A 22,061-nucleotide genomic window follows, 5' to 3' on the forward strand; every position below is an offset into this window, starting at 1 on the left:
CAAAAACGAATTTGTAACCGTTTAAAATTAAGGACGTTGACAATAAAAATATGAGTATAAAAAAAATCACTATATCATTTTTTCTACTACTAACAGTTCCCCTGTTTTCGCAAGAAATCGCCGAAAGCAAGGGAATTGCTGTTTTAGAAACCAAGCTTTCTTATCTCGATTCCATAAAACGCAGCTTTGTTAATGATGACATAGCCAGTTGTGTAGACAGTTTGTGGACAAAAGAACTCACTGACTTAAACATCTACAATGATCTTACTAAAGATATTGAAAGCATAAACACCGATGAGAAAGTTGATTATGAATTGCCTACTGAATTGTTAAAATCCAGGCTCGAAGCCATGAATGCTAAATCTCCGTTTAACATTCAGTACAATCAGGGATTAGAAAACATCATCAAATCGTTCTTAAAAAACAGAAAAAAATCGTTTGAACGTCTGATGTCTATTTCAGACTATTACTTCCCAATGTTTGAAGAAGTATTTTCCAAACAAAATATCCCTTTAGAAATCAAATATTTAGCCATTGTAGAATCGGCATTAAACCCAAAAGCAGTTTCCAGAGTGGGTGCCACAGGACTTTGGCAGTTTATGTATCAAACCGGAAAACAATACAATCTAAAAATTGACTCTTACATTGACGAACGCAGCGATCCGTTGAAAGCAACAAATGCTGCCGCTCAATACATGGCAAATATGTTTGCTATTTTTGGAGATTGGGAATTGGTTTTAGCGTCTTACAATTCAGGACCAGGAAATGTTTCAAAAGCGATCAGACGTTCCGGTGGTCAACAAAACTTCTGGAGCATTAAACAAAATTTACCTAAAGAAACTCAAGGCTATGTTCCCGCTTTCTTAGCTACCATGTATTTGTACGAATACCATAAAGAACACGGAATCAAGCCTAACAAAGCTATTGTACAACACTTCGCTACCGATACGGTAATGATAAAAAAACAAATGTCTTTCAAACAAATTTCTGATTTATTAGACGTTCCTGTCTCGCAACTACAATTGCTAAATCCGTCCTACAAACTCAACGTAATTCCTCAATATCAGGATCAGAGTCATTATTTGCGTTTGCCTAAAGAAAAAATTGGAGTATTTGTTTCCAATGAAGACAAAATCTACGCTTACATTCAACATGAAGCTGATTTAAAAAACAACAATCCTTTTTTCAAGAACGTGACTGCAACAGCTATTGCTGCCACAATCGAAAAACCGTCTTACCCTGCGGGAAGTTCAACCCAATATTACAAAGTAAAACAAGGGGACAACTTAAGTTCTATTGCCAACAAATACAATGTTGACATCAACGACTTAAAAAAATGGAATAAATTAAATGGTAATTCGGTTTCATACGGAAAAATACTTACCATAGTAACTTCTGAAAAAGAAAACAATACTGCTGTTGTTTCTGCAGATACTAAAATAAACAAGACTGAAAAGATAAAAAAAGAAGTCAAAGCCGATACGCTGATTGCTAATAATAAAACAACAAATTACATTGTTCAAAAGGGTGACAATCTAAATCGTATTGCTGAAGAAAACAAAGTAACTGTTGCTCAAATTAAAGAGTGGAACAAACTTTCAGGAAACACAATCCAAGCTGGAATGAACTTACAGCTTTCCGATAAAGAAACCGAAGCTAACGAAGTAGCTGTTACTAATCCTGCTGTTGAATTAAAAAACATTGAATACACTGTTCAAAAAGGAGACAATTTGGGAAATATTTCTAAAAAATTCGGAACCGCTATTGCTGATTTAAAAGAATGGAATCATTTAACAGACAACAATATTGCTCTGGGAAAAACATTAATTGTTGCTAAAGACGAAATTGCCATTAACACCTCTAAAGCTACCGCTGCTTCATTTAAGAAAAACAAACTTGAAAGCGCTGCTTTACAAAGAGACTATTTGGTTAAAAAAGGAGATTCATTGTTTAGTATTGCAAAAAAATCCGGTGTTACTGTTTCAGATATTAAAAAATGGAATGGTATTAACAACGAAGATATCAAACCCGGAATGAAATTAAAAATAGGAGGTTAATCCAAGAACAAATACACAAAAAGGGCTTTATTTAACAACAGAATAAAGCCCTTTTTTATTTCTAAAACTCATTTAGATCAAATTTTATTACTCATTTAAAAAAAATGGAACGATATTAGCGGTATTAATTCGTAAGAAACCAGAATCAATTATTAAACAACAATTCATACTTACAAACTGAATTACCGTTTCAACCAATGCAAAATGAATAAAATCCATTTTATATTGCTTTTCCTTTCCATTTTTTTTATTTCCTGTAAACAGGAAGACACTACCCCTAAAAAAACCAATGGAAAAATCAATAACATCTCAGTGATTATAGATGATTTATTGTGGAATGGTGAAATTGGCGACAGCATCCGAAATAAATTTGCCTCTCCTGTTATTGGATTACCTCAGGAGGAACCACTTTTTACCATCAATCAGTTTCCTGTAAAATTGATGGAAGGTTTTTTGACCGACAGTCGCAATATCATAGTCATCAAAAAGGATACTAAAGAAGATTTTAAAATTCTAAAAAACAAATACGCTTCTCCCCAAAACATCTTTCAAATTTCGGGTAAAACAGCCGATGATATCCTGTGCTTAATTCAACAAAATGCACCTGAAATAATCAAAATAATTCATCAAACAGAAATTGAAGAATGCCAACGCATTAATCGAAAATCGCTTTTGGCTCCAAAATATTTTAAAGACAAATTCAACATCAAACTTGAGATGCCTTCGAGCTATCAATTAATGCTGCAAAAAGATCATTTTGCATGGTTTAAAAAAGAAATCATCAGCGGAAATACGAGTATCTTAATCTATGAAATTCCGTTAAGCAGCATTGAAAACAAAGCAAACAAGATTGCCCGCATTACCAAAATGAGAGATTCCATTGGAAAACTATTCATCCATGGAAAAGAAGACAATACGGACATGATTACCGAAGAAGCCTACGCTCCTTATTTTTCAAATATTGTGCTCAACCACAAAAGAGCTTATGAGACTAAGGGTACATGGGTATTAAAAAACGACTTCATGTCAGGGCCATTCATCAATTATGCAATTGTAGACAAAGACAACGATCGTATATTGGTTTTAGAAGGATTCTGCTATGCTCCTTCAAAAGAAAAAAGAGATTTGATGCTTGAAACCGAAGCCATCATAAAATCGCTTGAAATCAACAAAAAATCACTTCAGAAAGAAAAACCAAATATTATGGCGCTACTTGAAGATCAAAATTAATTCTTAGTAATTAAAAACTCTACTCTTCTGTCGTAATCATCTCCTTTTCCTAAAGGAAATTGATTTCCCAAACCTCTATAATTCATTCTCAAACTATTTATATTTCTTGAAATCAGGTATCTGAAAACGTTTTTAGCCCGATTCAAAGAAAGTTTTCTTTCTTTAGTCGCTCTGTCTATAGCATCTTTATAAAAATTAGGTGTACAACACACATGACCCCGAATCTCGAACTCAATGCCCTTATTTTTTTGAAGAATTTCGGCAATCCTGTCCAATTCCTTTTTAGAAGCCTCAGTAAGATTACTGCTTCCTAGCTCGAAAAAAATATTTTCAAGAAAAATTCTGTCCCCCACCTCATGATGATCCTGAAAAGAATTATACAAGCCTTTTCCGAAACTATTTCGCTTCACCACTAACAAATCCACACGTCTGTTTTTTGAACGAATATCAGCCAGACTTTCTCCGGAAAAATTATCAATAAGCACACGCCCTTTTCCTTCTACTATAACAATTTTACTTTTGTTAAATCCATTAGCAATCAAAATTTTCCGAACCGCATTGACCCGATTTTGCGATAATGTCAAATTATAATCGTTATTGCCTCTATCATCACAATAACCATAAACCTGAATGGATTCTAAATTGGTCGTATCTATTTCCCGAACAAAATCTACAACAGCCTGTTCTTGATTTTTATCTATACTATACTGGTCAAACTTAAAATAAACCGTTCCAATTTTTTTCTCCTGGGCATAGAGAGTCCCAAAAATAAAAAAGGAGAGGAATACAAGCGATTTTGACATTAGATTTTCAAGATACTCTTATAATTAGCCGAATCATTTAAAATTTTAACTGCTTTTTTAATTTCAGAATTGGTTTTCATATAATATTCATAAAAACCTTCCTGATATTGATAACGCTTAATAATCTCTTCCAAAATCAAATTTCTGATCTCCTCCTGATTATTATCCAATTGTGCTTCTTCACTTTTTTGTACTACGGCAAGCAATTGATTGTATTCATTAATAATAGCACCATCAATTGCTTCCTTTTTAGCTGTCGCTAAAGTATTTTTCAAAGACTCTTCGGTTTCTGTATCAAAAGAGATTTTCTGACTTTTCAAAAACTGTTTGAAATCCTGAAAATCGGCATTAGTAAAATCAGGAATCTGATTTCCAAGATTCGGATGCTTATAGTAATATGCAGTTGCATAATTAAAGATTCCGTCATTTTTAATTAGTGCATTAGCAATGGTGCTGGTTTTAGATTCAGGCATTTGCACATCAGGCAAAATTCCTCCACCATCATATACCGTTCTGCCTTTTCTTGTTTTAAAAGAATTGTAATTGGTTTCTTTTGTGCGGATAGCCAATCCATCTTTGTCTTTGTGTGCATAATCCAAAGCCTGAATACATCTTCCTGAAGGTGTAAAATACCTTGAAATCGTAACTTTTAACTGGGTATTATAAGTCAAATCAATTGGTTTTTGAACTAAACCTTTCCCAAAACTTCTACTACCCACAATCACCGCACGATCTAAATCCTGTAAGGCTCCCGAAACAATTTCGGATGCCGAAGCACTTTTGTCATTTACAATAATTACCAGTGGAATATCTAAATCTACCGGATCAAAAGAAGTCTTATAAGTATTATTGTGTTTTTCGTTGATGGATTTAGTGGTTACAATCACCTCATTCTTTGGCACAAATAAATTACAAATATTGATGGCCTCGTTTAAAAGTCCGCCGGGATTGTTTCTCAAATCCAAAACAATTTGTTGAGCACCTTGTTTTTTAAGTGCTAACAAAGCTTCTTTAGTTTCATTGGATGCTTTTTTATTAAAACGACTTAAAACGATATAACCTGTTTTGTCATCCATTTTAGCATAAAAAGGAACCGATTTGATTTCGACTTCGTCCAATGAAATTTGAGTCGTATTCATTTTACCCTGACGAAGGTATTTGATGTCAATTTTAGTGTTTTTGGCTCCTTTCAAAAGCTGAGAGGCATCTTCTTTAAAATCACTTAAAACCACATCTCCTATTTGAATAATTTCGTCTCCCGGTTTAAAACCGGCTTTATCGGCAGGAAAATTTTTGTAAACTTCACGCAAAATAAGTTTCCCTGACTTTTGCGTAATCAACGCACCAATTCCGGTATATTCACCCGTATTATTAATTTTAAACTTCAATACATCCTGTTCATTAAAATAAACCGTGTAAGGATCTAAACTGGCCAGCATACCTTTGATGGCAGCATCCATTAATTCCCCAGGATTAGTTTGGTCAACGTAATTGGTGTTCAGTTCTTTAAAAAGCGTGGTGAAAATTTCCAGTTGTTTAGCAATTTCAAAAAAATCGTCTTTAAAACTAACTCCAACATATAAAAATGCAGAAGCAACTACAGGAATCAGGTATCTTTTTTGTAAAAGGCGAATCATTTTTATTGAATTTTTTTCTTAAAACGTTTTCTAATAAAATGTAGAATTACCGCTAAAATAATCAAGAAAGGCCAGATACTTAATAATACTATGAAGAAATTTGAAATCTCATTGAATCCCGATTTTATGGCATTCCAAATTTTTGAAACATAAGAAATTGTTGCACCTCCTTCATTAGCTACAGTTTTATAAAATTCAATAGTAATAGTACTCATTGAAACCTGACTTTGCATGTAGCGCAGTTGCCCTTCTTTAGCCTCGATTTCCTCACGAATAGTAGAAAGTTGCGCTTCGATTTCCAACATTTCGGAAACCTTATTTGCTTTCTTTAAAAGTTCCAGATAACGAGCTTCAAGTACTTTTTTAGCTTTTAATCGGGCATCTACATCTATGTATTCTTCTGTTACATCTTGAGAAGAGATTTCTTTATTGTCAAAATAAGTTACTCCTTTTGAAATATCGTCTAAAAATAAATCGAAATTTTTGCTTGGAACTCGAACTGCTAATCTTCTAAAAACAGAATTATTATCTTTTCCTTCGGTATCATTTTGAATAACGGCATGATGTTTTTTTACCGCTGCTATTATTTGACTGTAAGTTTCTTCTAAATCATTACTTTCAAACCTAATATCTCCAGTCTTAATAATTTTTTGTTCAATATTTTCTTCAGATTTTGCAATTACTGGCTTAACAAATTTTACCTCATCAACTTTTGGAGGTGGTGGTGGAAGTAGGACTGTCCCTACTTCATTCACACTCATCATTTTATCTTTGCCAAAATCATCCGATTTTTTACAACTAGAAGAAAATACGAGAATTATCAAAAACAAGAATAGATTTTTCATAATAAATCAATTTAGAAAAACTAATTTAATGAATATTCGTATAAAAATATAATTCTATTCTTTTTTTAAACTTTGAGCTACAAATTTCTCAAACAACTGGATGGTTTTAGTATTGATTTCTTCGTAAGACAAACGCTCTTTGGTTTGATAAAAAAACATAAAAGCATAAGGTTTGTCTAGGTTATCCAGAAGAATATGCTTGTTAAGTCGGTAGGTTTCTCTGAGAATTCTTTTAAAACGATTTCTGTCAACAGCTTTCTTGAAGTATTTTTTTGAAACTGAAACACCCATTTTAATTTTTTCATTTTCATTCAAAGAACCGGAATGATACACCAAACGCAAAGGATATTTCGAAACTGATTTCCCTTCGGAGAACAACAATCCAATAGTAATTTTACTTTTTAGTTTTTCGTTTTTTGGATAGTTAAAGGTCATTTTTAAGGATAAAAGTCATTTTTTCAGAAACACAAAGGTACAATTTAAGGCTAAACCTATTATTATTTAGGAATTAAATAGTGCTAAAAAATTATTTACTACTTTTGCAGCTAATTTTTTTGAAATGCAAAAACTTATTTCCTATCCCATATCGGTAATTTATTATTTGTGTTTTGGACTTACGTTAGTTATTTTCCACCCAATTCAGTGGATTTGTCTGAATGTTTTTGGTTATCACGCACACAAAAAAAGTGTCGATTACCTGAACTTTTTTTTGCTAAAATGTACTAACTTAGTAGGAACAACCTATACATTTGAAAACAGAGAATGTATTCCGGAAGGAGTCCCTTTGGTATTTGTAGCCAATCATCAAAGTATGTACGATATCGTAGCGATGATTTGGTATTTGCGTAAATTTCATTGTAAATTTGTAAGTAAGAAAGAGTTAGGTAAAGGAATCCCGAGTGTATCCTATAATTTAAGACACGGAGGAGCTGCCTTAATTGACAGAAAAGACCCTAAACAGGCCATTCCCGAAATAAAAAAATTAGCCGAATATATTGAAACCAATAAGCGTTCGGCAGTAATTTTTCCTGAAGGAACCCGAAGCAAAACCGGCAAACCGAAAGAATTTGCCCATACTGGTGTAAAAATATTGTGTAAAAACGCACCTTCGGCCTATATAGTTCCTGTAAGTATTAATAATTCGTGGAAAATGGTAAAATTTGGGTTTTTCCCTGTAGGTTTAGGAAATCATCTTACCTTTGTAATTCATAAACCTTTAAAAGTGAGTGAATTTAGCTTCCCTGAATTAATGCAAATCACGGAAAGTGAGATAGTAAAAGGAATACAATTTTAATATATATAAATAAAATGTCTATAAAAAACATTCGATTAGAAGTTATGCAGTTTTTGGAAAAAAACGTGACTGGCTATATGGATCAGTATTTGATTCCTGTGGAACAAATATGGCAGCCAACTGATTTTTTACCAAATTCTGAAGGAGATAATTTCTTAGAAGAAGTAAAAGAGCTACGCGAAATCTCAAAAGATTTACCTTATGATTTTTGGGTAGCCATGGTGGGAGACATGATTACGGAAGAAGCACTTCCTACTTATGAAAACTGGTTAATGGAAGTTGAAGGTGTAGATAATGAAGGAAGAAATGGCTGGTCGGCTTGGGTACGTCAATGGACTGGTGAAGAAAACCGTCACGGTGATTTACTAAACAAATACTTGTATTTATCAGGTCGTGTGAACATGCGTGAAATTGAGATGACCACACAACACCTTATCAATGACGGATTCGACATTGGCACAGGAAGAGATCCTTACAAAAACTTTGTTTACACAAGTTTTCAGGAATTAGCAACCTATGTTTCTCACAACAGAGTTTCGCAATTAGCCAAAAAATACGGCGATAAGAAATTATCCAAAATGTGTAAGATGATTGCCGGAGACGAAATGCGTCACCACCATGCTTACAGTCATTTTGTTAGCGAAATTTTCAAAGTAGACCCAAGCGAAATGATGCTGGCTTTCCAATACATGATGAAAGCAAAAATCGTAATGCCTGCGCATTTCCTGAGAGAATCAGGGCAAAAAATCAGCTCGGCATTTGAATTGTTTTCGGATTCAGCACAACGTATTGGTGTTTACACTGCCAATGATTATGTGGAAATCATGCAAAAACTGATTGAAAAATGGGAAATTGAAAAAATTTCCGGCCTTACAGACGAAGCCGAAAAAGCCCGTGATTATCTGATGAAATTACCTGCCAGAATGGCTAAAATTTCAGAAAGATTGGTCATCCCAAAAGAATCTCATATCTTTAAATGGGTTGAACCGGCTAGATTGTAGATTTCAAATTTTAGAATTCAGATTTCAGATTTTTGAAATCATCAATTATAAATATTAATAAGCTGATTTTTGAAGTTAGACCTTTAAAAATCAGCTTTTTTTATCCTTTTTCACTATGAATCAAAACGAATTAATAAGCAACACTATTCTTTTTGTAAGACAGCAATTAGAAAATGCCGAAGGCGGGCACGACTGGTTTCACATTGAAAGAGTATATAAAAACGCCTTATTGATTGCTAAAGAAGAAACCTGCAACTTACAAATAGTACAACTCAGCGCTTTACTTCACGATATTGCCGACAGTAAATTCCACAATGGTGATGAGACTTTGGGACCAAAAATAGCCCGAAAATTTCTGGAATCCCAAAATGTTTCGGAACAAGATATAAATCATGTCATCAATATCATCGAAAACATCTCTTTCAAAGGAGGTAATTTCGAAAAAAACTTCAATTCTATAGAATTAGACATTGTTCAGGACGCCGACCGTTTAGACGCCATTGGAGCCATTGGAATTGCCCGTACATTCAATTATGGCGGTTTTAAAAACAGAGCGCTCTACGACCCTAAAATCGCTCCAAAATTAGACATGAGTGCCGAGGAATACAAAAACAGTCAGGCACCAACCATCAATCATTTTTATGAAAAGTTATTATTACTTAAGGATAAAATGAATACTACCACAGCAAAAAAAATTGCAAGTCAAAGACATCATTTTATGGAAAACTTCCTGGCACAATTTTACGCTGAGTGGGAAGGAGAAAAATAATTCAAGCGTTTTTTTATTGTAGTTTTAACAAAAACACTGATTTTATCACAACACAAACTGCTTTTTAACAGATTTTTTAATGGTTTTATCATAATTAACAAATATTTATTAACTAATGCTTGCCAGAATGCTTTAGTAGACATAGATTTGCAACACTAAATGAAGAAGGCAATACAACACATTATCCCTTTATGTATGCTGCTGTTATTCAGCAACGGTTCTTTGTTTGCCCATACACTAACAAAAAAAACACTGTTAGCCGGTTCATTAAAAACAATCTCAAAAGAAATCGCTAATCAAACAACTGATTTAGAAAATCTTTTTAACAATCAAACTGCTTTATCTGACGCAGTTTTTGAAACTTACCATAAAAAAGAAATCCTTAATTCTGACAACGAAGAAGAAGATTCAGAAACTATGACTTCAAAAAAGTCTATAGAAAAACAATCTTACCAACTTTCTTTTTTAAATCAACAAACGGTATCCGTTTTTATATCTTACATCAAGAAAACTCAAGCTTTCTGCAAAGAGCTTTCCTACCTACCCTCTTGTAATTCACTTTACATTATATTCGAGGTTTTCCGAATTTGATTTCAACTTTTTAAACAAACACATCAGCATTTTACTTGCTTATACCCTATTGCCTGCTCTGTTTTAATTGAGACAAGCCAAATAAGGTACTTAGGTCGTTGTTTTTATTGCTCCGACTTAAAAAATCATCCCATTGTTTTAAAAAGTTAAAGAATATCATGAAAAAAAATGCAATTTTCATAGGTCTTATGGCCGCATTATGCACTATTGGCTGCAACTCACATAAAGAAGAAAAGAAAGAAGAAGCGACTTTCAATGTTACGAATCCTGTAGCAATGGATACTTCAATTGTTAAAGAATATGTGTGTCAGATTCACTCGATTCAACATATTGAAGTAAGAGCACTGGAAAAAGGATACCTTCAGAAAATCTACGTAGATGAAGGACAAAAAGTTAAAAAAGGACAAGCCTTGTTCGGAATTATGCCAAATGTTTATCAGGCCGAATTGCAAAAAGCAAAAGCAGAAGGAAATGCGGCTTCGATAGAATACAAAAACACCAAACTTCTTGCCGATAACAAAGTAGTTTCCCAAAACGAACTGGCTCTTTCAAAAGCCAAATTAGACAAAGCCAATGCTGAAATCAATCTAGCGGCAACTCATCTTGGATTCACCAATATCAAAGCCTCATTTGACGGTATTGTAGACCATTTACTTGCAAGAGAAGGTAGTATGCTGGAAGAAGGTGAATTATTAACTTCACTTTCTAACAACAGCAAAATGTGGGTCTATTTCAATGTTCCTGAAGCGGAATATTTAAATTACATCATGAGTGCCAATAAAGACAAAAAGCAAAAAGTAAATTTGCGAATGGCTAATGACATGGTATTCAATCAATCAGGTATTGTAGAAACTATCGAAGGAGAATTCAACAACGAAACAGGAAATATCGCTTTTAGAGCTACTTTCCCTAACCCGCAAGGTATTTTAAGACATGGAGAAACAGGTACTATCCTGATGACAATACCGTTGAAAAACGTACTTATTATTCCACAAAAAACAACTTTTGAAGTCTTAGACAAACGCTATGTTTTTGTAATCGATAAAAATGGTTACGTAAGACAAAGAGAAATTACAATTGGAGCCACTTTGGAAAATCTTTTTGTTGTGAAAAAAGGATTAGAAGCAAACGACCATATTTTATTAGATGGATTACGATTGGTTAAAAACAATGAGAAAGTGAAATTTAATGTTCAAAACCCTAAAAAAGTATTGACTACTCTTGATGTTTACGCCGAGTAAAAAACCCCTTAAATAACAACAAAATGTTTAAAAAGTTTATTCAGAGACCGGTCTTAGCGATTGTTATTTCGGTCATTATAGTCTTTATGGGGTTACTTGCCATCAAACAATTACCCATTTCGCAATTTCCTGAAATTGCGCCAACTACCGTAAACATCTTTATCGCCTATCCGGGTTCGAGTTCAGATGTATTGGTAAAATCAACTTTAATTCCCCTGGAAACCGCTATTAACGGGGTACCGGGAATGCGCTACATTGCCTCAGATGCTACCAGTGCGGGTGAAGGAACCATTCGTGTCATTTTTGAACCCGGAACCGACCCCAACGTCGCCGTAATCCGGGTAAAGACCAGGGTCGACCAGGTAATGCCCTTATTACCTGACTTAGTACAACGCGAAGGGGTTATCATTACACCTGTTCAGCCAAGTATGTTGATGTATGTGGATTTGTATAGCAAAAAAGGGCATGAAATGGACGAAAAATTCCTTTACAACTATGCTTATACCAACATGCTTCGCGAAATACAACGTATTAACGGAATTGCAAGTGCACAAATCCTTGGAAGCCGTAAATATGCTATGCGTATTTGGTTAAAACCGGATCGTATGCGTGCTTACAATATTTCGGCAGAAGAAGTAATGGAAGCTATGCAGGAACAAAGTATTTTGGCACGTCCCGGGCGTCTGGGACAAAGTTCTGGTATAAAATCTCAGGCACTTGAATATGTATTAACCTATAAAGACCGTTACTCTACTCCTGAGGAATACAAAGATGTAATCATTAGAGCCAATGCTAATGGTGAGGAAATTAAATTAGGTGACGTAGCAAATGTAGAATTAGGAAGTGAATTTTATGATATCTATGACAACTTAGATGGTAAACCATCTGCTTCTATCGTTTTAAAACAAACTCTTGGAACCAATGGTAGTGATGTAATTAAGGCTGTAAAAAACAAATTAAAAGAACTTGAAAAAGATCTTCCTCCGGGGGTAGGTTACAAAATCAGTTATGACGTATCCAGTTTCTTAGATGCTTCTATCGAACAAGTAATAGACACACTTAGAGACGCCTTCGTTTTAGTATCAATTGTAGTATTCCTGTTTTTAGGAGACTGGCGTTCCACATTAATTCCGGTTATTGCTGTACCGGTATCGTTAATTGGAGCCTTCTTTGTAATGCAAATGTTCGGCTTATCTATTAACCTGATTACGCTATTTGCTCTGGTATTAGCCATTGGTATTGTGGTCGATGACGCCATCGTCGTCGTCGAGGCCGTTCACGTAAAAATGGAAGAAGAACATCTCACTCCATTTAAGGCTTCCAAAGCGGTATTAGGTGAAATTGGAGGAGCTATTATTGCTATTACCTTAGTAATGGTTTCGGTATTTATTCCTATTTCCTTCATGACAGGACCTGTGGGTGTATTCTATCGTCAATTCTCAATTACAATGGCGGGATCTATTATCATCTCGGCAGTTGTAGCCTTGACCCTTACACCTGTACTTTGTGCAATGTTATTAAAACACAACCATGGTCATGCTAAGAAAAAATCACCGATTGATCGTTTTATCGATTGGTTTAACAGAGGATTCGAAAAACTAACTGGTCACTATGTGGGTATTTTAAAACACATTGTAAACCGAAGAGTAATCACTTTCGGAATTTTGATTGGATTCTGTTTTGCAACCTATTTTACTAACCAAGCGCTTCCGGCAGGATTTATACCAAGTGAGGATCAAGGAATGATTTATGCAATTATTCAAACACCTCCGGGAACTACATTAGAACGTACTAATGATGTTGCAAAAAAATTACAAAAAATCTGTGAGGAAATTGATGGTGTATCTTCTGTATCATCCTTAGCGGGTTATGAAATCATGACTGAAGGACGTGGTTCTAATGCGGGTACTTGTTTAATTAACCTAAAACCTTGGGAGGAAAGAAACCATTCAGTTCATGAAATCATGGAAGAATTGGAAAACAAATCCAAAAATCTTGGGGCAGTTATCGAATATTTTGAACCACCTGCAGTACCTGGATTTGGTTCATCAGGAGGTTTCTCTTTGCGTTTATTAGATAAAACAAACGGAACAGATTATCAGGAATTCCAAAGAGTAAACAACGACTTTCTTGCTGAATTAGAAAAACGTAAAGAACTAACTGGAATCTTTACTTTCTATTCTGCTAATTATCCACAGTTAAAGTTAGACATTGATAATAAAGCAGCCATGCAAAAAGGAGTAACTATCAAAAAAGCGATGGACAATTTGAACATCCTTATTGGTAGTACTTATGAACAGGGATTCATCAAATTCGGTCAGTTCTTTAAAGTATATACACAGGCAGCTCCTGAATACAGAAAAATTCCTTCCGATTTAGAGAAGTTATTCGTCAAAAATGAAGCTGGTGAAATGGTTCCATATTCTTCTTTCATGAAAGTAACAAAACAACTGGGACCTAATGAGATAACGCGATACAATTTGTACAATTCGGCTGCTATCCGTGGATTACCGGCTAAAGGTTACACCAGTGCCGATGCTATTAATGCCATTAAAGAAGTTGCCAAAGTAAAATTACCAAGAGGATATGATATTGCCTGGGAAGGATTATCGTATGACGAGGCTAACAGAGGAAACGATGCGCTGTATGTATTTGGTATTGTATTGATATTCGTTTATCTGGTGTTAGCGGCACAATATGAAAGTTTCTTATTGCCATTGGCGGTATTACTATCCTTACCTGTCGGATTCTTTGGTTCATTCGCATTATTACAATTAATGGGATTATCAAATGACGTGTATGCACAAATTGGGGTTATCATGCTTATTGGATTACTCGGTAAAAATGCCGTACTGATTGTAGAGGTCGCCGTCCAGAAGCGTTCGCAGGGAATGAGTATTGTAGATGCGGCTATGGAAGGAGCTAAATTGCGTTTCCGACCTATTTTGATGACATCATTTGCCTTTATTGCAGGATTAATTCCGTTAGTTATTGCAACGGGAGCAGGTGCTATCGGTAACAGAACTATTGGAGGTTCTGCCATGGGAGGAATGGTTATCGGAACCTTGTTTGGAGTTTTCGTTATTCCGGGATTATACTACACCTTTGCCAAAATGAGCGATGGAAAAACTATGATTCAGGACGAACATAACGAACCGGCTTCTGAAGAGTTCATGAGAGCTAGTGAGGGCGAAAGCAAACTCAAATTAAAACTGAAAGAAATGAACAAAAAACTGAAAGAATTAATGAAAAGAGAAGAAGAAAATGAATAATCCAATTTTCAAATTTATAAACATAAGGTCAGTTGTAACACTGACCTTATCCTCCCTGTTTTTTCAAAGCTGTATCCCAACAAAAACCGTACGCGATGAAAAAAAGGATTTGCCGGAACAATTTCAAAATGTAGCTTCAAAAGACACTACTAATTCGGCTCAAATCAAATGGAAAACCTTTTTTAATGATGCTAATTTAGCTGCACTTATAGACACTGCTTTAGTTAACAATCAGGAGCTGAACATCATGTTGCAAAAGGTAGATATGGCTAAGAATGAAATTCAGGCCAGAAAAGGAGAATACCTTCCGTTTGTGGGTATTCAGGCAGCTGCGGAAGTAGAAAAAGTAGGTCGTTACACCAGCCAGGGAGCAAACGACGCCAACACTGAAATTAAACCGGGCAAAGAATTCCCTGAGCCGTTACAAAATTACAAAGTAGGTGCTTTTGCCAGCTGGGAACTGGACGTTTGGAAAAAATTACGCAACGCTAAAAAAGCAGCCGTAATGGAATACCTTTCTACTGTTGAAGGTAAAAACTTTATGGTTACGAGCTTAATTGCTGAAATTGCCGATTCTTACTATGAATTACAGGCTTTAGACAACAAACTGGCCATTCTTACTAAAAACTTAGAATTGCAAAACAATGGACTAACAATTATCCGTTTGCAAATGCAAGCCGCTAAAGCAACTGCTCTGGGTGTACAAAGACTCGAAGCAGAGGTATATAAAAACACCGGCGAACTGTATAATGTAAAACAGGATATTGTTGAAACTGAAAACAGACTGAATTTCCTAATCGGTCGTACTCCTCAGCACATCAATCGTGATTCTGACCATTTTATAGAACAAAACATAGACCCAATTTATGCCGGTATTCCTTCTCAGCTGTTAACTAACCGTCCGGATATCAGACAGGCTGAATACGAATTACAGGCCGCTAAATTGGATACAAAAGTTGCCAGAGCTAATTTTTATCCGTCGTTTACGTTAAAAGCAGGTGTAGGTTTAGAATCTTTCAAAACCCAATACCTTACTACCATGCCTGAATCATTGATTTATGGTTTAGCAGGCGATATGGTAGCTCCTTTAATCAACAGAAATGCGATTAAAGCGGCTTATTACAATGCGAATGACAAACAGTTACAAGCTGTTTTTGATTATGAAAAAACCATTTTAAATGCCCATATCGAAGTATTGAACGGTTTATCAAAAATTGAAAACCTGAAGAAAAGCTATGAGCAAAAAGAACATCAGGTGGCTGCTTTGACTAATTCTATCGAAATCACTAATAAACTTTTCAGCGCGGCCAGAGCCGATTATATGGAAGTTTTATTAACGCAACGTGATGCTTTGGAATCCAAATTACAATTGGTTGAAACCAAGAAAGAACAACTAACTACCAAAGTTAACATGTACAAATCATTAGGTGGTGGATGGAACTAATGTACCATTTTAAAGTTTGATAGTCTTTAAAAACACCCCTAATGAAAGACAAAGCCACTCTACTTCGGAGTGGCTTTGTTGTTTATATATTATTTTACTAAAATGTATTTTTTCTGTTTTTCATCAAATCTTAAAATACTTTGTTTGGAACTTTGTTTTTTGATGATTTCTTTATCGCAATCAGCATCATAAAAATAATCTTTGAACTTCGTTTTGACAACAATGTCATTAAACTTATCTGTTAACTTATCATTGATAACAAAAACACTTTTTGAGGTTTCAAATGAAGCGTTTTCACAACCACCTCCATTATCACCATTTGATTTTTCAAGTTCAAAATCGTGTAGCACTTCCACTATTTGGTTGTTTTTAAAATAATAGAGATTAATCGAATTTGAACTAAATGGATTTACACTAGAACTTCCGTTATAACTATATCTTATTCCAAAAGCTCTGGTATTTTTGTTCAAATAATAAAGTCCGGTATCAATCTTTAATTCATCAAATCTCAAAGCATCAGAAGTCCATTCCGCTTTTTTAATGTATTTCGATTCAATTGATTTAGTGTTTTTATTCCACACCAATAGGTTATTGTCAATATCAAAAAATTCCTCACATTCAGGATCACGATTACTAATAACCGGCAAAACAATAATTACTTTATCATTTTGATTAGGAATCACTTTTAAGCATATTTTATCAGCTAAAAGATTTTTTTCATTGACTTTTAATGCTGTAACTACTTTGTTAATGATTTCTTTCTCTGAAAATTCCTGTCCAAAAAAGGGATTTGAAACAAAAAACAAAACCGCAAAAAATAATTTTTCCATATAGTAACCTAAATTACAATCGAATAACTAAAATTTTATCTCTTCCACCAACTGAAAACTGAACACTGACCACTTTTTCTAAATCCCCTTTGCTTTCATTTCCAGAATCACATCCGAAGGATTCAGAAAAGTAGGTGCTTGTTCCGTGATGCTTCCGGCACGTTTTTTATTGAGTTTAAAAACTACGTCCTGTTCACTGGTGAATAACAAGGCGCTTAAAAAAGGCTTATTTATTAACGAAAACAAAATAGGATAGGTTTCCTCAAGAGAATAAAAACTTTCAGTCTCTTCGGTTTTAAAACGGCTTATAACCGACATTTTCATCACATCATTCTGTAGCAAAACCGGACGAACATAAACATTCTTGATTTCGGTATCACCAATAGTCTTTGCCAGCGTTAATTTGGCAAAAGTTTTATCTTCTATACTTTGTTTTACTCTTTCCCAAAAAAGCGCAAAAATAGGCTCGTATGACATTTATTTTTTTGATTATTAATTTCTGAAAAACTGTTCCCGTCACTACAGGACTGAACACTGACCACTAAAAACTATTCTCCTGTAAAAACGGCTTTTCTTTTTTCCAAAAAAGCTTTGGTTCCTTCTTTGAAATCTTCGGTACCAAAACATTTTCCAAAGGATTTTATTTCGGTTTCAAAACCATTCTCCCCTTCTTTGTAATTGGCATTAACTGCATGAATCGCCATACTAATAGCTGCCGGAGAATTTTTAATGATTTTTTGAGCTATTTCATTACAAAAAGAAACGAGTTCCTCTTGTTTTACCACGTGATTCACTAAGCCCATTCTATAGGCTTCTTCTGCCGAAATCATTCCTGCAGTAAGAATCATTTCCAGAGCACGTCCTTTACCTATCAATTGTGGTAAACGTTGTGTTCCTCCATAACCGGGAATTACACCTAAGGACACTTCCGGCAATCCCATTTTTGCATTGTCTGAAACCACACGAATATGACAGGCCATAGCCAATTCTAATCCGCCTCCAAGAGCAAATCCATTGATAGCCGCGATAACAGGCACTTTTAAATTTTCAACAAAATTGAACAGGGTTTCCTGTCCCTGAGCCGATAATTGAATTCCTTCTTCTACTGAAAATTCGGCAAATTCAGCAATATCAGCACCTGCCACAAAAGCTTTCTCTCCACTACCCTTTAAAATAATGGCACGTATATCCTGATGTGTCTCTAATGTGGAAAAAGCATGATGCAATTCTTCGATGGTTACTTTATTTAAAGCATTTAATTTTTCAGGACGATTAATGGTGATGGTTGCAATATTATGCTCTTTTGCAATCAAAATGTTTTGGTAGCTCATTGTGTTGATTTAAGAGTTAATAATGGGTAGCGAAACTGTAAAACGCGTTCCTTTGCCGTAAGTTGTTTCAAAGTTAATACTGCCTTTATAGTTTTCGATAATGTTTTTTATAATCCCTAATCCTAATCCCATTCCACTGCTTTTAGTGGTAAACTTAGGCTCGAATATTCGATTGATATCTTCTGCTCTTATTCCAATTCCGTTATCTTCAACAACAATTAACACATTATCATCCTCTTTTCTTACCGAAACAGCCACCCTCTTCTCCTCTTGTTGTTCAGGAATAGACTGAATTGCATTTTTTACTAAGTTAGTAATAATTCGGATTAATTGGGTACGATCGATCTTGGAAATTATCTCAGCTGCCTCACTTTCAAAAACAATCTGATTTTCATTAAAAATATCCAAAGCCAATTCGACAACCTCAACCACATTGAGGGTTTCATTTTGCTGTGCCGGCATCGAAGCAAAATTCGAAAATGCCGAAGCTACTGAATTCATCGTATCAATTTGCTGAATCAGCGTTTCGGAGTAATCCCTCATTTTTTGAACAATGTTAGGGTCTTCCGGATTAAATCGACGTTGAAAACTCTGCACTGTCAATCGCATAGGCGTTAGCGGATTTTTAATCTCGTGTGCCACCTGTTTAGCCATTTCACGCCAGGCTTCTTCCCTTTCGCTTTGGGCTAATTTAACAGCACTTTTTTCCAGTTCATCCACCATTTGATTGTAACCATTAATCAACAAATTGATTTCTTTACTGCTGGCCGAAAGTAAAATCTTCTCGTTTTTTTTGTTCAAACGGGTTTCATTTAACTTATCGGATATAGTTTTCAATGACTTAGTAATATAAGACGAAAGAAAATAAGCCAAGGCAAAAGCCACTATGAGCATAAAAGAATATACCTGCCCCAAACGAATTAAAAAACTATTTAACTCTTTGTCATAAAAACCATCGTCCTCCTGATACGGCAGATTTAAAACACCTAAAGGCTTAAATTTATCATCCTTGATTTGGGTAAACGAAGAACGATTTTTAATACCGTTGATGGTTTTAATATCCACATAACGTTTTTCGATTGAAGAGCGAACCAATTTAAGAATGTATTTCGGAATGGGAGGAGCACTTTTATCTACAGAAAAAGATTCTTTAGACGATTTCAACAATTTACCATCAAGGTCATAAATATTAATTTCAATATTATGAATATGCGCCAATTCATGGATTTTATCCTTAAAAATCAAATCCAAATTCTCAGTCGTCAATGGATAAGTTGTTGTAGAAAGGATATAATTAATATGCTCTTTAACCGCATTTTCTTTGCGTTCTAAGCGTTCACGATGGTATTCCTTAGCTTCATTTTTAAATTGAACAATCGAAATAGAAGCTAATAAAACAGAAGCAACAATTATCACCACGATCATCGAAAGGAAAATTCGAATCCGTAATGAAAGCATGGATAATTTGAAGCTTTTTAGCATATTTTTTTTAGTATTCAGTGTTCAGAATTTAGTGTTCAGCGCCAACTGAATACTGCTTACTGCCTACTGTTTTTCTCTCTTATTCTCTTGTAAAATTTAAAACCCAGCATAATTAAAACCGAGAATAATACAATCCCGATAACGCCATAAATCCAATTTACAGCATTTTTTAATACAACTAAAAAAACAACAGCAAAAAGAATAATGGTAGCTCCTTCATTCCATAATCGCATGAAATTAGTAGAATAGTTTACCTCATCATTTTGTAATTGTTTAAATATCTGATGGCATTTTAAATGATACAAATACAGCACAAAAACAAAGCCAAGTTTTACATGCATCCACGGCATTTGTAACCAGGCATTACCTGTAGATGTAAACAACAGCATCCAAAAAGCAAAAAAACTGGCTAAAACCGCCGATGGCCAAGTGATAATATACCACAGGCGATAACTCATGATTTTGAATTGTTTTTGCAAAATTTCCTTTTCCGGCGAAGGTTTATCTGCCGCTTCAATTTGGTACACAAACAAACGCACAATATAAAATAAACCCGCAAACCAGGTAATTACAAAGATTAAATGAAGTGACTTTAGGTAATTGTAATACTCCATAGAAATTTAATCAATTAGAACTGGTTTAGAATTTTTAGGAATTTTTAAGTCTGAATTGAAATTAGGAAAAATCAGTTTCTTATTTTCATCATTTAACATATGAGATTCTATAAAAAACCATCTTCTACCATTATCTTTAGATACTGCTAACAAGTAATACGTAGCTTCTACTCTCCCTTTTGGGGTTTTAATTATTGTTTTTTTAGGCACAATACAATGAAGTTCTTTTCCGGCATTATAAATTCTTTGTGGTTCACCTAAAATTTGATTTTCAAACACATACCCTTCTTTTTTCATTTTATCCAAAGTGTTTTTCATCAAGGAAAACAACTTTTCTCTTCCTCCTCCAATTTCTATTACTTTTGGATAAGTGTAATCTAAAATTTTATTATAATCACTATTTTTCATAGCACTAATAATAATTTCACAATCACTTTTAATTTTACTTGAAAATTGATTTTGAGAAAACGCACAATTACATACTAGAAAAATAAAAATATAAAACTTTTTCATAAGTAAATCCATAGCTATTTCGCCCAATTGTTAATCCAATTCCCCACCGTTTGACACCATTGATCGTCGTCATTCAAACAAGGAATAGCTAAGAATTCTTCACCTCCGTTTTCTTCAAATTCTTCTTTGGCGCGCATAGCAATTTCCTCTAAGGTTTCCAAACAATCGGATACAAAAGCAGGTGTTACCACTGCTAATTTTTTGATTCCTTTAGCAGGCATTTTATTGATTTCAACATCGGTATACGGTTCCAGCCATTTATCACCTGCTAATCGGGATTGAAATGTCAGACTGTATTTGTCCTGAGGAATTCCTAATTGTTCAATTACCAGTTTCGTAGTTTCATAACACTGATGACGGTAACAAAATTCATGCGCAGGAGAAGGCGTATTACAACACGAACCATCTATTTTACAATGGGATTTGGTTACATCGGTTTTGCGAATGTGACGCTCCGGAATTCCGTGATACGAAAACAACAAATGATCATAATCAAAACCTTCCAGATGCTTTTTCATTGAATCAGCTAAGTTTTTGATGTAATCGGGTTTATTATAAAAAGCCGGAACATCTGTAAAAGTCATTTGAGGAAATTTCTTTTTGCGAATTTCTTCTGCTTTCACTAAAATTGTTAAAGTTGAAGCCATTGCATATTGCGGATACAACGGAAAAAGCAACACTTCAGTAACGCCTTTATCGTGTAATTCCTGTAAACCTTTTTCAATTGTCATGGTTCCATAACGCATAGCCAGTGCCACAGGAACATTAACCAATGGTTGTACTTTTTGCTGCATTCTTTCTGAAAGAACTACTAGCGGTGAACCTTCATCCCACCAAATTTTGGCATAAGCATGTGCTGATTCCTCTGGTCTTTTTCTCAAAATAATACCACGAACTAATAAGGCACGCAACAAATACGGAACATCAATTACGTATTTGTCCATTAAAAATTCGTCTAAATATGGTTTTACATCTTTGGGGGTTGGACTTTCTGGTGAACCAAGATTAACTAATAATACTCCTTTCATATTTTGTTTTTTTAACCCTGTCAGGGTTTTAAACGCTGACAGGGCTGTGTGTTTAAATTTTCGTCAAAAGTAGTACAAG

The 22,061-nt window shown here is 34.6% G+C and carries 20 protein-coding genes; 9 read left to right on the forward strand and 11 right to left on the reverse strand.

What is annotated here, in order from left to right:
* The first annotated feature begins 50 nt into the window (after positions 1–50).
* Positions 51–2,057 carry a LysM peptidoglycan-binding domain-containing protein gene (locus BLR17_RS02410; protein ID WP_066328084.1) on the forward strand — a complete coding sequence of 669 codons (2,007 nt, stop codon included), beginning with the start codon at positions 51–53 and terminating at the stop codon, positions 2,055–2,057.
* A gap of 204 nt (positions 2,058–2,261) precedes the next feature.
* Positions 2,262–3,287 carry a DUF4837 family protein gene (locus BLR17_RS02415; protein ID WP_066328079.1) on the forward strand — a complete coding sequence of 342 codons (1,026 nt, stop codon included), beginning with the start codon at positions 2,262–2,264 and terminating at the stop codon, positions 3,285–3,287.
* Here the strand turns inward: BLR17_RS02415 and BLR17_RS02420 are convergent.
* The 4 genes from BLR17_RS02420 to rnpA are packed head-to-tail and all read right to left on the reverse strand — an operon-like array spanning position 3,284 to position 7,007.
* A complete protein-coding gene (locus BLR17_RS02420) occupies positions 3,284–4,090 on the reverse strand; it encodes an OmpA family protein (protein ID WP_066328078.1) in 807 nt (268 codons plus the stop codon). The genes BLR17_RS02415 and BLR17_RS02420 overlap by 4 nt on opposite strands.
* Entirely contained in the window at positions 4,090–5,727 is a 1,638-nt protein-coding gene (locus BLR17_RS02425) for a S41 family peptidase (RefSeq protein ID WP_066328076.1), read from the reverse strand. The genes BLR17_RS02420 and BLR17_RS02425 overlap by 1 nt, the downstream gene beginning before the upstream one ends.
* A gap of 2 nt (positions 5,728–5,729) precedes the next feature.
* The gene (locus BLR17_RS02430) at positions 5,730–6,572 is read right to left on the reverse strand and encodes a DUF4349 domain-containing protein (protein WP_066328074.1); all 843 of its coding nucleotides are present in this window, start codon (positions 6,570–6,572) and stop codon (positions 5,730–5,732) included.
* Between the two features lie 54 nt (positions 6,573–6,626).
* Positions 6,627–7,007 carry a ribonuclease P protein component gene (gene rnpA / locus BLR17_RS02435; protein ID WP_066328072.1) on the reverse strand — a complete coding sequence of 127 codons (381 nt, stop codon included), beginning with the start codon at positions 7,005–7,007 and terminating at the stop codon, positions 6,627–6,629.
* 124 nt (positions 7,008–7,131) lie between these two features.
* Between rnpA and BLR17_RS02440 the strand changes: the two genes are divergently transcribed.
* From BLR17_RS02440 to BLR17_RS02470, 7 genes are all read left to right on the forward strand, one after another.
* On the forward strand, positions 7,132–7,866 hold the full coding sequence (locus BLR17_RS02440) for a lysophospholipid acyltransferase family protein (RefSeq protein ID WP_066328062.1): 735 nt from the start codon (positions 7,132–7,134) through the stop codon (positions 7,864–7,866).
* A gap of 14 nt (positions 7,867–7,880) precedes the next feature.
* Entirely contained in the window at positions 7,881–8,867 is a 987-nt protein-coding gene (locus BLR17_RS02445; RefSeq protein WP_066328056.1) for an acyl-ACP desaturase, read from the forward strand.
* A gap of 115 nt (positions 8,868–8,982) precedes the next feature.
* The gene (locus BLR17_RS02450) at positions 8,983–9,636 is read left to right on the forward strand and encodes an HD domain-containing protein (RefSeq protein ID WP_066328055.1); all 654 of its coding nucleotides are present in this window, start codon (positions 8,983–8,985) and stop codon (positions 9,634–9,636) included.
* Between the two features lie 159 nt (positions 9,637–9,795).
* Positions 9,796–10,227 carry a hypothetical protein gene (locus BLR17_RS02455; RefSeq protein WP_139068358.1) on the forward strand — a complete coding sequence of 144 codons (432 nt, stop codon included), beginning with the start codon at positions 9,796–9,798 and terminating at the stop codon, positions 10,225–10,227.
* A gap of 158 nt (positions 10,228–10,385) precedes the next feature.
* On the forward strand, positions 10,386–11,468 hold the full coding sequence (locus tag BLR17_RS02460) for an efflux RND transporter periplasmic adaptor subunit (protein ID WP_066328053.1): 1,083 nt from the start codon (positions 10,386–10,388) through the stop codon (positions 11,466–11,468).
* Between the two features lie 23 nt (positions 11,469–11,491).
* Positions 11,492–14,740, forward strand: coding sequence for an efflux RND transporter permease subunit (locus tag BLR17_RS02465; RefSeq protein WP_066328050.1), 3,249 nt, complete (start codon positions 11,492–11,494; stop codon positions 14,738–14,740).
* Positions 14,733–16,184 carry a TolC family protein gene (locus BLR17_RS02470; RefSeq protein WP_066328049.1) on the forward strand — a complete coding sequence of 484 codons (1,452 nt, stop codon included), beginning with the start codon at positions 14,733–14,735 and terminating at the stop codon, positions 16,182–16,184. Before BLR17_RS02465 ends, BLR17_RS02470 begins: the two co-directional genes overlap by 8 nt.
* Before the next feature lie 89 nt (positions 16,185–16,273).
* Here the strand turns inward: BLR17_RS02470 and BLR17_RS02475 are convergent, their stop codons facing one another.
* The 7 genes from BLR17_RS02475 to hemH all read right to left on the reverse strand — a co-directional run bounded on the left by BLR17_RS02475 (position 16,274) and on the right by hemH (position 21,982).
* Positions 16,274–17,014 carry a PA3715 family protein gene (locus BLR17_RS02475; RefSeq protein ID WP_066328045.1) on the reverse strand — a complete coding sequence of 247 codons (741 nt, stop codon included), beginning with the start codon at positions 17,012–17,014 and terminating at the stop codon, positions 16,274–16,276.
* A gap of 78 nt (positions 17,015–17,092) precedes the next feature.
* Positions 17,093–17,491: a hypothetical protein gene (locus BLR17_RS02480; RefSeq protein WP_066328043.1), complete on the reverse strand. Its 399-nt coding sequence runs from the start codon at positions 17,489–17,491 to the stop codon at positions 17,093–17,095.
* Between the two features lie 71 nt (positions 17,492–17,562).
* Positions 17,563–18,345: an enoyl-CoA hydratase/isomerase family protein gene (locus tag BLR17_RS02485; RefSeq protein ID WP_066328041.1), complete on the reverse strand. Its 783-nt coding sequence runs from the start codon at positions 18,343–18,345 to the stop codon at positions 17,563–17,565.
* Positions 18,346–18,354: 9 nt separating this feature from the next.
* Positions 18,355–19,827, reverse strand: coding sequence for an ATP-binding protein (locus BLR17_RS02490; RefSeq protein ID WP_074517118.1), 1,473 nt, complete (start codon positions 19,825–19,827; stop codon positions 18,355–18,357).
* 56 nt (positions 19,828–19,883) lie between these two features.
* Complete coding sequence (locus tag BLR17_RS02495) at positions 19,884–20,441, reverse strand: CopD family protein (protein WP_066328034.1); 558 nt, start codon at positions 20,439–20,441, stop codon at positions 19,884–19,886.
* A 6-nt stretch (positions 20,442–20,447) separates the two neighbouring features.
* A complete protein-coding gene (locus BLR17_RS02500) occupies positions 20,448–20,966 on the reverse strand; it encodes a hypothetical protein (protein WP_066328032.1) in 519 nt (172 codons plus the stop codon).
* A 2-nt stretch (positions 20,967–20,968) separates the two neighbouring features.
* Positions 20,969–21,982 (reverse strand): ferrochelatase, encoded by a 1,014-nt coding sequence (hemH, locus tag BLR17_RS02505; protein WP_066328027.1) that lies wholly within the window; start codon positions 21,980–21,982, stop codon positions 20,969–20,971.
* Between the last annotated feature and the right edge of the window lie 79 nt (positions 21,983–22,061).

The organism is Flavobacterium glycines, from assembly GCF_900100165.1.
GTDB lineage: Bacteria > Bacteroidota > Bacteroidia > Flavobacteriales > Flavobacteriaceae > Flavobacterium > Flavobacterium glycines.